This is a genomic window from Mycobacterium sp. NGS54, from assembly GCF_059812465.1.
In genome coordinates, this window is the sequence record NZ_JCALCS010000001.1 from 538,735 (window position 1) to 550,943 (window position 12,209).

The 12,209-nt window shown below is 67.6% G+C and carries 10 protein-coding genes; 1 reads left to right on the plus strand and 9 read right to left on the minus strand.

Features of this window, described 5'->3' with window-relative positions:
* Nucleotide 1 precedes the first annotated feature (1 nt).
* The 3 genes from AC5Y5E_RS02680 to mddA all read right to left on the minus strand — a co-directional run bounded on the left by AC5Y5E_RS02680 (nucleotide 2) and on the right by mddA (nucleotide 1,856).
* Nucleotides 2-484 (minus strand): cation:proton antiporter regulatory subunit, encoded by a 483-nt coding sequence (locus tag AC5Y5E_RS02680; RefSeq protein WP_499901433.1) that lies wholly within the window; start codon nucleotides 482-484, stop codon nucleotides 2-4.
* 51 nt (nucleotides 485-535) lie between these two features.
* Entirely contained in the window at nucleotides 536-1,009 is a 474-nt protein-coding gene (locus AC5Y5E_RS02685; RefSeq protein ID WP_499901434.1) for a GtrA family protein, read from the minus strand.
* 82 nt (nucleotides 1,010-1,091) lie between these two features.
* Nucleotides 1,092-1,856, minus strand: a complete 765-nt coding sequence (gene mddA, locus AC5Y5E_RS02690; RefSeq protein ID WP_499901435.1) for a methanethiol S-methyltransferase — start codon at nucleotides 1,854-1,856, stop codon at nucleotides 1,092-1,094.
* Nucleotides 1,857-2,052: 196 nt separating this feature from the next.
* On the opposite strand from mddA, the gene AC5Y5E_RS02695 reads away from it, so the two are divergent.
* Nucleotides 2,053-3,780 (plus strand): ABC transporter ATP-binding protein/permease, encoded by a 1,728-nt coding sequence (locus tag AC5Y5E_RS02695; RefSeq protein ID WP_499901436.1) that lies wholly within the window; start codon nucleotides 2,053-2,055, stop codon nucleotides 3,778-3,780.
* 22 nt (nucleotides 3,781-3,802) lie between these two features.
* Here AC5Y5E_RS02695 and AC5Y5E_RS02700 read toward each other — a convergent pair whose 3' ends face one another.
* From AC5Y5E_RS02700 to oxlT, 6 genes are all read right to left on the minus strand, one after another.
* Nucleotides 3,803-4,597, minus strand: a complete 795-nt coding sequence (locus AC5Y5E_RS02700; protein ID WP_499901437.1) for an adenylate/guanylate cyclase domain-containing protein — start codon at nucleotides 4,595-4,597, stop codon at nucleotides 3,803-3,805.
* A gap of 76 nt (nucleotides 4,598-4,673) precedes the next feature.
* The gene (locus AC5Y5E_RS02705) at nucleotides 4,674-6,224 is read right to left on the minus strand and encodes an HD domain-containing phosphohydrolase (protein WP_499901438.1); all 1,551 of its coding nucleotides are present in this window, start codon (nucleotides 6,222-6,224) and stop codon (nucleotides 4,674-4,676) included.
* A 99-nt stretch (nucleotides 6,225-6,323) separates the two neighbouring features.
* Nucleotides 6,324-9,164, minus strand: a complete 2,841-nt coding sequence (gene secA / locus AC5Y5E_RS02710; RefSeq protein WP_499901439.1) for a preprotein translocase subunit SecA — start codon at nucleotides 9,162-9,164, stop codon at nucleotides 6,324-6,326.
* Between the two features lie 100 nt (nucleotides 9,165-9,264).
* Nucleotides 9,265-9,954 (minus strand): ribosome hibernation-promoting factor, HPF/YfiA family, encoded by a 690-nt coding sequence (gene hpf / locus AC5Y5E_RS02715; RefSeq protein ID WP_499901855.1) that lies wholly within the window; start codon nucleotides 9,952-9,954, stop codon nucleotides 9,265-9,267.
* Nucleotides 9,955-10,239: 285 nt separating this feature from the next.
* The gene (locus tag AC5Y5E_RS02720) at nucleotides 10,240-10,872 is read right to left on the minus strand and encodes a ComF family protein (protein ID WP_499901440.1); all 633 of its coding nucleotides are present in this window, start codon (nucleotides 10,870-10,872) and stop codon (nucleotides 10,240-10,242) included.
* Between the two features lie 38 nt (nucleotides 10,873-10,910).
* A complete protein-coding gene (gene oxlT, locus AC5Y5E_RS02725; RefSeq protein ID WP_499901441.1) occupies nucleotides 10,911-12,209 on the minus strand; it encodes an oxalate/formate MFS antiporter in 1,299 nt (432 codons plus the stop codon).

Consider the following 12,209-nt stretch of genomic DNA (forward strand, 5'->3'; position numbering starts at 1 on the left):
CTCAACCCTTGTCGATGATCCGCTCGACACCGGCGATGCCGTCTTCGGTGCCGATCACGATCAGAACGTCACGCGCGTGCAACATTTCGGCCGGGCCGGGCGAGGCGAGCACTTCCTCGTTGCGCACGATGGCGACGATCGACGCCCCCGTGCGGGTCCGGGCGCGCGTGTCACCCAGCGGGTGGTCCACGAACGGGCTGCCGGCCACGATGTGGACCTGCCCGGTTTCGATACCCGGCAGCCCCCGGGACAGCTCGGTGAACCGCTCGGCGATGCGCGGCGCGCCCAGGATCTGGGCCACCGCCTCGGCCTCGGCGTCGGTCAGGTGCAGAACCGGCTTGGCCTGGTCGGGATCGTCGGGGCCGTAGAGGACGACGTCGAAATCGCCGCCGCGGCGCGCGATGATCCCGATCCGCTCCCCGGTGTGGCTGGTGAATTCGTACCGAAGGCCGACGCCGGGCAGCAACACCTCCTTGACATCCATACCGTCCATCCTTACCAGCCGGACGGGCGCCGAGTTTGCTTCAGGTCGAACTCATCGGCGGAAGACCACCCACCGCATGGCGCAGTACATGAACACCGCTTCGCAGACGCCCGCCAGCACCCGCGACAGCTGGTATTGCACTCCGATCGCCGTCAGCGCGCTGGAGACACCCAGGATCAGCGCCAGGTAGTTGACGACGACCACCACGACGTAGACGGCGACCTGTTGTCCGACCGGCGCGTGGGATTGAAAGTTGAAGGTGCGGTTGAGCACATAGCTGAGCGCGAAGGCGCACGCGTAGGCGACCGTGACGGCGATCGGCACCGGAAGGCCGAGCCCGCCGCGCAGGCCCGTGAGGATCGCCAAGTCGATGCCGAAGGTGAGCCCGTTGATCAGGCAGAAGCCGAGGAACGTGGGCGCGACGACCGATCCGAGCCCGAACGGCAGCCGATCGACGACCGCCTCGCACCACTGGTGGAACCGGTCCACCCGGCGCGCTTGACCGACCCGCGACCCGGTTTGCACACGGGTACCGTGCCATGTTCAGGTATCCGCCACGTGATCAATTGGCCAACGCCGGGCAGAGCGTTTGACGCTGCGTCGAGAGCTAGTGCTGGCCAACCGCTTCCGCCGAACGCCGGCGCGGCCGGTGCTTCAGCGGGACCAGCATGGGGACCTCGCGACGGTATTGGCGGTAGTCGCCGCCCAGCGCCGCGACGAGGCCACGCTCTTCGATGTGCACGGCGATCAGGATGTACCCCGTCATCGCGACCGAGAAGAGCAGATGCCCGGCCGTCATGGTGGGGGTTGCCCAGAACGAGATGAGGAAGCCCAGCATGAGCGGGTGGCGCACCAGCCGGTAGAACAAATGAGTGCGGAAATGCAGCTCGGTGTAAGGCTTTTGGCGCCAGGCCAGATACACCTGCCGCAGCCCGAACAGGTCGAAATGGTTGATCATGAACGTGGCGCCCAGCGCGATCGCCCAGCCCAGCCAGAACAATGCCCACAGCACCGCGCGCGGCGCCGGCTGCCGCACGTCCCAGACGACGTCCGGCATCGTCCGCCACTGCCAATAAAGCAGCAGCAGCACGGCGCTCGACAGCACCACGTAGGTGCTGCGCTCGACCGACCCCGGCACGAATCGGGTCCACCACGCCTTGAACGCCGGGCGCGCCATGACGCTGTGCTGCAGTCCGAACGCCCCGACCAACAACACGTTGACGACAATCGCCTCGCCGAGGGTGGCCGGGAGCCCATGATCGACGGTGCGCGGCACCCAGAGATTCGCCACGAAGGCAACGAGATACAGGAAGGCGACGAGGAACAGCAGGTAGGCCGCCGCGCCGTAAGCAACAGTCAAGTAACGCTTCATGGCCCCAGTGTCGGCCGCGGCGGCAGCTGGGTATATAGGTCATCTGCCTCATCTTTGCGCGGCGGCGCCCTAGTTATTTTTGACTATTCGGTTCTGGGCTCGAGCATTTGAGGCAAACGCCTCATGCGGCCGTCGCAGCGGTGGGCCGATGATCGCCCATGACAAGGCCACTTCGAGAAGACACGGAGACCGGATCATGAGCGAAACGACATGCGACACATCAGCCATCGAGGTACTCGGTACCCGGTCCGCCGAGCCGCCGGGTGGCGCGCGGATCGATGCGATCGACGTAGGCCGGCGCGTCGCCGGCCGGCAGATCCTCGACAAGCTGTCGCTCTCGGTGGAACCCGGCGAATTGGTCGCCATCGCCGGCGGCAGCGGAGCGGGGAAGACCACGTTGCTGGAGATCCTTGCCGGCCTGCAACCGCCGTCCGCCGGTGAGGTTCGGCACGACGGAGTCGTGCGCCGCGCGCGCGTCAGCGCCGATGCGAAAGTCGGCTTCGTGCCCCAGGACGACATCATCCACCTCGAGATGCCCCTGCGCCGGACGCTGCGCTACGCGGCGCTGCTGCGGCTCCCGGCGGGCACACCTGCAGTCGAAGCGGAGCGGATCGTCGAGGAGACCATGCGCGACCTCGACTTGGCCGATCGGGCCGACGTGCCGGTGCGTTCCCTGTCCGGCGGCCAGCGCAAACGGGCCAGCATCGCCGTGGAACTCCTGACCAGGCCCCGCCTTTTCTTCCTGGACGAACCCACCTCCGGGCTCGACCCCTCGACTGCGGCTGACGTCATGCGCCTGCTGCGCCGGCTCAGCCAGCGCGGGGTCACCATCGTTCTCACCACCCACGAGCCCACCGGCATCGACCAGTGCGACCGCGTGGTCTTCCTGGCCCGCGACGGCCACCTGGCCTTTGCCGGCAGTCCGGCCGCGGCGCGGCACTACTTCGGCGTGGAGAATCTCACGGCGGTCTACGAGCGCCTGGCCGCGGAGCACACCCCGCGGATCTGGGCTGAGCGTTTCGCGCAGAGCCGCGCGAGGTCAAACGCCCGGCCCGGCTTCCCCCGGCAGGCCGTCTCGGCGACCAAATCCGACGTCAGGCGAACCGGCACGGTCCGGCAATGGTGGCTCCTGACCCGTCGCAACGTCGACGTTCTCGTCCGCAACCGGCTGACCCTTGCGATCCTGCTCGGATCACCGGTGCTGGTGACGGCGATGATGGCGACGCTGTTCAAGCGCGGTGCGTTCGATCCCGGTGGCGCTGCCGACATCGGCCCGGCCCAGATCGTGTTCTGGATCGCTTTCGACGGCTTCTTCTTCGGGCTGACGTACGGCCTGCTGCAGATCGTCGGCGAGATGGCCGTCTTCCGGCGTGAACGCTTTGCCGGGCTCAGCGTGGGCGCGTACGTGGCGTCAAAGGTGACGGCGCTGCTTCCGATTCTCGCGGGCGTGAGCGCGATGTTACTGCTTGTGCTGCGCGCGCTCGGGAGGCTGCCCGCGGCGGGATGGGACGTCTACGCCTCGCTGTTCGCGACGATTGTGATCGAAGCGATCTCGGCGCTGGCCCTGGGCCTCTTCGCCTCGGCCGCGGTCTCCAACGCCGCGCAGGCTGCCCTCGCCCTGCCGATGCTGTGCTTCCCTCAGGTGCTGTTCGGCGGTGCGATCGTGCCCACCGACCAGATGGCCACCCCCGGACGCCTGATGAGCCTGGCCCTGTCCAACCGCCACGCCTTCGATGCGTTGGGGCGCGACCTGGAACTCGACCGCTACACCGCGACGCTGCCGGCCATGTCCGTGTACCGCGAGACCTTCCAGGGAGGCAACGCCGCCAGTCTCATCGCGCTCGCCTCGTTCGCTATCGCCCTCACGGTGGCAACCGCCTGGCTGTTGGACCGGCGATCCCGGCCCGGAGCGTCCATGCGATGACGGGAACGAGCCGAACGAAGGCTCAAAGCTCGTGGACGAAGACGTTGATCGGCTCGTCCTGCCCCCGCAGAATCAGCGTGCGTTGCTGCATGCCGGCCGTCATTTCATCGGCGACCCCACTGGCCACGAGCAACTCCCCGGCCGCGGCGCGTTGTTGCATCCGAGCCGCAGCGTTGACCGGGCGGCCGAGGGCGGTGAAGTCGACGACGGCCCCACCGACGTTGCCGACGTATGCGACGCCCGCGTGCACGGCGACGCCGACGTCCAGCCAAGGTCCGTTCGGCGTGCCGCAACCGACGGCTCGGAGCAGCTCGATTCCCGCCTCGACGGCTCGTTGCCGGTACCGGGGGCCGCTGATGCCGCGGACGAAAAACGCCATCACCTCGTCGCCGATGAGCTTGTCGATCACGGCGTCATGGCGCAGCAGGGTCTGCGTCGCGGCGCCGTAAAACCGGTTGAGCAACGCGGCGAAGTCTGCGGCGGCCCGGCGGTGACCCAACGCCGTGGAGCCTCGAACGTCAACGAACAGCACCGCGATATCGACTTCAGCTCCTCCGCGCGGCAGCGCATCGCAACATCGCGTGCACAGGTTGGGGTTTTTGCGCGATCGGCGGAATCCGACAACGGCAAAGAGCCGGCCGACGGGGCCGCCGAACGGGTTGTTACACAGCTTGCATCGTGGCGCCGACGGCAGGTAGCGGAAAGCGTGCCGCGCCCGGACCAGCGACGAGTGGCCCTCGGTCAGCACCTTGTCCCACAACCGCGGCGAGAGCCCCGTGTGCGACTCGTAAGGGTGGCTTCGGCCAATGCTGAACATGCAGAAATGGTCGCCTCGATTTCCCGCGTGCACATGAGGCATTCGCCCCAAACATTCGGCCGCCCGGGGCCGGCTTTCAGTTGGGCGCGCTGCCGGTCAGGCCGTGCCGGGTCGCATACAGGCTGGCCCCGATCCGGTTCGACACCCCGATCTTGGCATAGATGTGCTCGACGTGATTGCGCACGGTCTTCTCCGAAATCCAAAGAGCCGAGGCGATTTCGCGGTTGGACCGCCCCTGGGCCACATGGAGCAAGACCTCGGCCTCGCGCCGGGTCAGGCCCGACGGCCTGGCGGCTCTGCGCGACGGCCGGTGACCCGCGGCCTCCAGCACGGCTTCAACCGCGTCGCCGTCCAGGCGAGCGCGCGCCGCCTCGCTGCGCAATTGCGTGGCCGCGGCTGGCCCATCCAGCGCATCGCGATACGGTCGCGGCTCGGTTGAGCCGCAATAGCTTTCGGCGGCGGCGAGTATCCGCTCGCATATCGAAAGATCGTCGCCACGGAGCCCGTTCGGGTAACCCGACCCGTCCAGCCGTTCGTGGTGGTTGACCGCGACCTCCCGGACGGCCTTGAGTCCACCGACGCGGGCCAGGATCCTGCCGGTCAGATAAGGATGCAAGTGCACACGCTCGCGCTCCGCGTGGGTCAATTCACCCGGCTTTTCCCACACCCGGTTGGACACACCAATCCGGCCGAGATCGTGAACGTAGCCGGCGCGGCGCAGCGTGTCGATCTCGTCTGTCGCCAGCCCGGCGCACTTGCCGGCTTTCTCCGCCAGATCGGCCACCGCTCGCGAATGGCCAAGGGTGAAGGGGCATTTCAGGTCCACGAAATCGCCCATCGCACACAGGAGCCGGTCCAGCGACGAACCACTCAGCGTTTCCCCGGGATCCGGCGCCAAGCCGGCAGCCGTCTCCCACGCGTCTTCGTCGTCGCGCAGCAGCTCATCGGCGAGTTCGCAAAACACCGCGACTATGTCGGGGTCGAACTGTCTGCCGCTGCGCCGGCGAACCTCCGCGATCGCGCCGCTCGCGCCGTAGGCGCGATGATGCACTTCGGCGATGTCGGCGAGCTGCGCGACCCGCATGGTCACGGGTATCTGGCTTCCCGCCGCACCAGTGGGAAGGCCGCTGCCGTCCCACCGCTCGTACGCAAAGGGCAGGGCTTCGCACACGTCCTCGCCGAGGCCGATCTCCTCGGCGAGCAGGGCGGCCGAAAGGCAATGGGAGTGCATCAACGTGCCGAGGTTGCCGCGTGCGTCCAAAAACAGCTTCGCCGCCAGCTGGGCCCGTTTCGGCAACGACGACCCGCGGCCCAGGTTGCTGACGAGGAATCGCCGGAACTCTCCGCCGGACCAGTCGATGAAGTGGCTGTCGTGTCGCACCGCGATGTCGTCGCCGAACCACCGCGCGTACTCGTGCGAGTCGGCATGACACCCGATCCACATCACCAGGCCGGTGTAGAAAACCGTCCCGCGCTCACGCTCGCTGAGGCCGAGGCGCTCGGCAAGCCTCGTCCCCATCGCCGCCGACCGCAACATGTGATCCATCGGCTGGCCGAGCCCGAGGTCGATCGCCAACGACAGCGCCGCCAATACCTCAGTCCGCGACACCGCTCCGTCAAAGGGCATAAACTCGCCCCTTCCCGGCCCGTCACGGTGGCGGCGTCGGTGTAGCCACAGAGAAGCCGACGCCTGATAAGCCTATGGCATCGGCGTTGCCCGGTAGGGTCAGCGCCGCTTGACCGACTTCGGCGGCTTGGCGCCGCGCCCCTGCTGTCGCGCGGCCGCGCGACGCTCGCGTCGGCTGCCGCCGCCCGCCACACCGGCCGGCGTCTTCTGCGCGCCACCGCCGTTGCGCTGCACCTGCGCCGAGCCGTCCTCGGACGGCCCGGAATAGGTCAGCGCGGGCGCCTCGTCATCAATGCCCTTGGCGCGCAACACGCTTGGGGTCTCTTCGCGGGCCGCGGCGGGGGCTTCGCCTTCGCCGTCGGGCTGTGGAGAGGAGCCGCCGCCCAATTCCGTCAGCCCCTCGGGCGTCGCCTGCGGGGCGACCTGGGGAGCGGGCACCGCTTCCACGGTGACGTTGAACAGGAAGCCGACCGACTCCTCCTTCATGCCGTCGAGCATGGCCATGAACATGTCGTAGCCCTCGCGCTGGTACTCGACCAGCGGATCGCGCTGCGCCATCGCCCGCAGCCCGATGCCCTCCTTCAGATAGTCCATCTCGTAGAGGTGCTCGCGCCACTTGCGGTCGATGACGTTGAGCAACACGTTACGTTCCAGCTGACGCATCGCGCCCTCGCCGGCGATCTCCTCCAGCTCGGCTTCCCTTGCCGTGTAAGCCTTTTCGGCGTCGTTGACCAGCGCCTCGAGCAGCTCGTCGCGGGTGAGGTCGTCGCGGTCGGAGTCGGCGTCGCGATGCGTCAGCGTCTCGTGCGAGATGCCGACCGGGTAGAGCGTCTTGAGCGCCGTCCACAGCGCGTCCAGGTCCCAGTCCTCGGCGTAGCCCTCGGCGGTCGCGCCGTCGACGTAGGCCGTGATGACGTCGCGGACCATGCTCAGCGCCTGGTCCTTGACGTTCTCGCCCTCGAGGATGCGGCGGCGCTCGGCGTAGATCACCTTGCGCTGCTGGTTCATCACCTCGTCGTACTTGAGGACGTTCTTTCTGACCTCGAAGTTCTGCTGCTCGACCTGGGTCTGGGCGCTCTTGATGGCGCGGGTCACCATCTTGTTCTCGATCGGCACGTCGTCGGGCAGGTTCAGCCGGTTCAGCATCGCCTCGAGCGCGGCGCCGTTGAAGCGGCGCATCAGCTCGTCGCTCAGCGACAGGTAGAAGCGCGACTCCCCCGGGTCGCCCTGCCGGCCGGACCGGCCGCGCAGCTGGTTGTCGATGCGCCGCGACTCGTGGCGCTCGGTGCCCAGCACGTACAGGCCGCCGGCCTCGATTACCTCTTCGGCCTCCTTGCCGGCCTCCTGTTTGACCAGGGCCAGCTCCTCGTGCCACGCCGTCTCGTACTCCTCGGGCGTTTCCACCGGATCCAGGCCGCGCTCGCGCAGCCGCTGGTCGGTGAGGAAGTCGACGTTGCCGCCCAGCACGATGTCGGTGCCGCGGCCGGCCATGTTGGTGGCGACGGTGATGCCGCCGCGCCGGCCCGCCACGGCGATGATGCCCGCCTCCTGCTCGTGGTACTTGGCGTTGAGCACGTTGTGCGGGATGCGGCGCTTGGTGAATTGGCGCGACAGGTACTCGGAGCGCTCGACGCTGGTGGTGCCGATCAGGACCGGCTGGCCCTTCTCGTAACGCTCCTCGACGTCGTCGACCACCGCGATGTACTTGGCTTCCTCGGTCTTGTAGATGAGGTCCGACTGGTCGGTGCGGACCATCGGCTTGTTGGTCGGGATGGAGACCACGCCCAGCTTGTAGATCTCGTGCAGCTCGGCCGCCTCGGTCTGGGCGGTGCCGGTCATGCCGGCCAGCTTCTCGTAGAGGCGGAAGTAGTTCTGCAACGTGATGGTGGCCAGCGTCTGGTTCTCGGCCTTGATCTCGACGTGCTCCTTGGCCTCGATGGCCTGGTGCATGCCCTCGTTGTAGCGCCGGCCGATCAGCACGCGGCCGGTGAACTCGTCGACGATGAGCACCTCGCCGTCGCGGACGATGTAGTCCTTGTCGCGGTTGAACAGCTCCTTGGCCTTCAGCGCGTTGTTGAGGTAGCTGACCAGCGGCGAGTTGGCCGCCTCGTAGAGGTTGTCGATGCCGAGCTGGTCCTCGACGAACTCCACGCCCTTCTCGTGCACGCCGACGGTGCGTTTGCGCAGGTCGACCTCGTAGTGGACGTCCTTTTGCATCAGCGGGGCGATGCGGGCGAACTCGAGGTACCAGTTGGAGGCGCCGTCGGCCGGGCCGGAGATGATCAGCGGGGTGCGGGCCTCGTCGATCAGGATGGAGTCGACCTCGTCGACGATGGCGTAGCTGTGCCCACGCTGCACCAGGTCGTCGAGCGAGTGCGACATGTTGTCGCGCAGGTAGTCGAAGCCGAACTCGTTGTTGGTGCCGTAGGTGATGTCGGCGTTGTAGGCGACGCGCCGCTCGTCGGGCGTCATCTGCGCGAGGATCACCCCGACCTGCAGGCCCAGGAAGCGGTGCACCCGGCCCATCCACTCGCTGTCGCGCTTGGCCAGGTAGTCGTTGACGGTGACGATGTGCACGCCCTTGCCGGCCAGCGCGTTGAGGTAGGCCGGCAACACGCAGGTCAGGGTCTTGCCCTCACCGGTCTTCATCTCCGCGACGTTGCCCAGGTGCAGCGCGGCCGCGCCCATCACCTGCACGTCGAAGGGGCGCTGGTCCAGGACCCGCCAGGCGGCCTCGCGGGCCACGGCGAACGCCTCGGGCAGCAGGTCGTCGAGGGTTTCGCCGTCTTCGAGGCGCTTCTTGAACTCGTCTGTCTTTGCCCGTAGCTCGGCGTCGGTCAGCTTCTCGACGTCGTCGGACAGGGTGTTGACGTAGTCGGCCACCTTCTTGAGGCGCTTGACCATGCGACCTTCGCCAAGGCGCAGCAACTTATCCAGCACGGTGTTGTCCCCTTCGGGATATTCCCCCGTTGATAGGAGTCTTCTTCTTCGTTAGACCGACCCCCATCGTAGGTGACGAGCCGCCGACGGCCGCCGAACCTCAAGCCAGCCTGATCAGCCCGTAGTCGTAGGCGTGCCGGCGGTACACGACGGACGGCCGTTCGGTCTCCTTGTCGTAGAACAAGAAGAAGTTGTGCCCGACCAGCTCCATCTCGTAGAGCGCCTCGTCGACCGACATCGGCGTGGCCTGGTGCTCCTTGGTGCGCACCACCCGCCCCGGCTCGTGGTCTTGCAGGTCCCCGTGGTCGAGACCCACTCCGTCGTGTTGGTGCGCCTCGACGGGTTCGGCGTTGAAGGCCTTCGCGGGAAGCGGCGCCGCGGTGGCGGCGGCCAGTGACACCGGCGTCTTGTCGCCGTAGTGCACCTTGCGGCGGTCCTTGACGCGGCGCAGCCGGTTCTCCAGCTTGTCGACGGCCGACTCGAAGGCGGCGTAGAAGCTGTCGGCGCAGGCCTCCGCGCGGCTGACCGGCCCGCGCCCGCGGGCGGTGATCTCGACGCGCTGACAGGACTTGCGCTGACGGCGGTTGGGAGCGTGTTTGAGCTCGACGTCGAAAAGATAGATGGAGCGATCGAATCGCTCGAGGCGGGCGAGTTTTTGCGAGACGTAGAAGCGGTAATGATCGGGGATTTCGACGTTGCGGCCCTTGAACACGACTTCGGCGTTGAGGGTCAGTTCGGCCGGCTCGCTGCTTTCTGCCGGCGCTTGGTCGAGAATCTGACCGGAATCCACGGTAAGCCTTGACATACGTGTCAACTCGTTTCCTTTTCCACGTCGCACGCGGGGCGTGCCGGCTTCTACAAGACGCGCCGACGGGGGTTGGGAGCGGTTTCCCATAGGTCACCGCCGCAGGCAGCCCGCCGATGCAAGGTGCCGAATTCTCACCCCCTCGTTGTGGCCCGGGCCAAGGATGTTCCTGAAGGTTGTCCTCGACGTTAGCTCGTGTTCGCCTTGGGATGCCACTGATTTCGCACAGCTGTTGCGAGTTCTTCACAACCGCTTGGCCGCCGCACAGGTTCAGGCGGCGGCGACCGCCAGCACGGCGGCGACGCGGATCCCGGCGCCGCGCAGCGTCCGCACCGACTCACGGGCCGTCGCCCCGGTGGTGACGACGTCGTCGACGATGACGACCTCGCTGGCCGGGCGCCGGCCGCGCAGCACCACCCGGCCCGCGATGTTGCGCTCGCGGGCCGACGTGCCGAGGCCCACCGAGTCGCGGGCCAGCGCCTTCATCCGCAACACCGGCGCGACGGCGATGTCCGGGTGCCCGGCCACGGCGGCCCGCGCCAGCCGCGTGACGGGGTCGCCGCCGCGGGCCCGCGCCGCGGAACGCCTCGTCGGCGCGGGCACGATGGTCAGCGGCGTCTCGACCATCCCCCACGTCAGCAGCCGGTGGATACCGAGGGCGAGGCTGCGGGCCAACGGGGTCACCAGGTCGCCGCGCCCGTTCTCCTTGCACGCGAGGATCGCGGCGCGGCGGGCGCCGGCGTAGCGACCGAGCGCGAACACCGGCGCCCCGGGGTCGATGCGGGGGTTGACGACGTGCGGCTCGTCGGGCCTGACCCCGAGCTCGGCCGCGCAGGCGCCGCACCAGCGGGTCGACGGCGCGCCGCAGCCGCCGCATTCCAGCGGCAGGATCAGGTCGAGCATGCCTGCCAGTGTGGCGGTGACGGGTGACAACGGGGCGCTCACGACGGCGCGATCGGTGCTGCTTCGACGAAACGCCTGCGCGCCGGCTTCAACACGAGCACGGCCAGCGCCGCGGTTGCCAGATCGAGTGCAATCGCACACTCGAACACCGGAATCCAGCTCCCGGCTTGCTGATGCAACAGCGCCGCGAGCGGGCCGCCGAAGACCGAACCGATCCCGAAGGAGATGTAGAGCCAGCCATAGTTCGCCGTGGCGTAACGGGTCCCAAAGGTGTCGGTCAACGTGGAGGGGAACAGCGAGAAGATCTCGCCCCATCCGAAGAACACCAAACCCGAAAGGAGGACGAACATCGTGGCGTCGTGTCGCGTCAGCAACCAGAGCGTCATGGCGATACCCTCCAACGCGAAGGCGAACCCCATGGTGTTCTCGCGGCCCAGCCGATCCGATACCCAACCGAACAACGGGCGGGTCAGCCCGTTCGTGAAGCGATCGATGGTCAAGGCCAGCGGCACGGCGGCGAGCCCGAACACCAAGACCTTGCTCACGCCGAACTCTGTGGCGAACGTCGCCATCTGCGACGTGACCATCAGGCCCGAGGTAGCCATCATCGTCATCATCAGGAACATCAACCAGAAGACCCGCCGCGTGAGCATTTCGGACGGCCGGTAATCGCGCACGGTGGTGGACGCGCGGGCGCTCGGTGCGTTCCCTGCCGGAGCCAGCGGCGGCGCGTGCAACCCCTGCGCCGCAACGAAACCCACGGCGGCGAACGCAATGCCGAACAGCCACAACGTGGAGTCGACGCCCCGCGCGGCCAGCGATGAGGCAATCGGAAACGTGGTGAGGATCGCGCCCATTCCGTAGCCGGCCGCCACCACACCGGCGGCGAATCCGCGTCGATCCGGAAACCACTGGACCATCAGCCCGACGACGCCGACGTACACAATCCCCGTGCCGATGCCGCCGACACCGCCATAGGTGAGGTACAGCACCGAGACGGTATGCGCGTAGGAGGCGAGCACCCAGCTCGCGCCCGCCAGCAACGTGCCGATCGAGATCAACCGGCGGGGCCCGAAACGGTCGACCAGCGCCCCCTGGAAGGGGGAGAAAAAGGCCTGCAACATCACGAGAATCGAGAAGGTCACCTGCAACTCTGGCAGGGCAATCCCGAGTTTGGCGGCGAGCGGCTTGGTCATCAGCGTCCACACGTATTGCGGGCTCGATATCGTCATCATGCACACCAGACCGAGGCCGAGCTGAAGCCAGCGGCTGCGCGCGATGGTCGGCGCGATAGCCGGGGCCGCGCCGTCCAGTATGTCCGTGCGAGCAGTCACCAT

Coding starts and splice junctions, on each gene's coding strand:
- AC5Y5E_RS02720 (WP_499901440.1), bottom strand. CDS start 10,872: ATGCTCGACCTGATCCTGCCGCTGGAATGCGGCGGCTGCGGCGCGCCG.
- AC5Y5E_RS02695 (WP_499901436.1), top strand. CDS start 2,053: ATGAGCGAAACGACATGCGACACATCAGCCATCGAGGTACTCGGTACC.
- oxlT (WP_499901441.1), bottom strand. CDS start 12,209: ATGGTGACTGCTCGCACGGACATACTGGACGGCGCGGCCCCGGCTATC.
- AC5Y5E_RS02705 (WP_499901438.1), bottom strand. CDS start 6,224: ATGCCCTTTGACGGAGCGGTGTCGCGGACTGAGGTATTGGCGGCGCTG.
- AC5Y5E_RS02680 (WP_499901433.1), bottom strand. CDS start 484: ATGGATGTCAAGGAGGTGTTGCTGCCCGGCGTCGGCCTTCGGTACGAA.
- AC5Y5E_RS02700 (WP_499901437.1), bottom strand. CDS start 4,597: ATGTTCAGCATTGGCCGAAGCCACCCTTACGAGTCGCACACGGGGCTC.
- mddA (WP_499901435.1), bottom strand. CDS start 1,856: ATGAAGCGTTACTTGACTGTTGCTTACGGCGCGGCGGCCTACCTGCTG.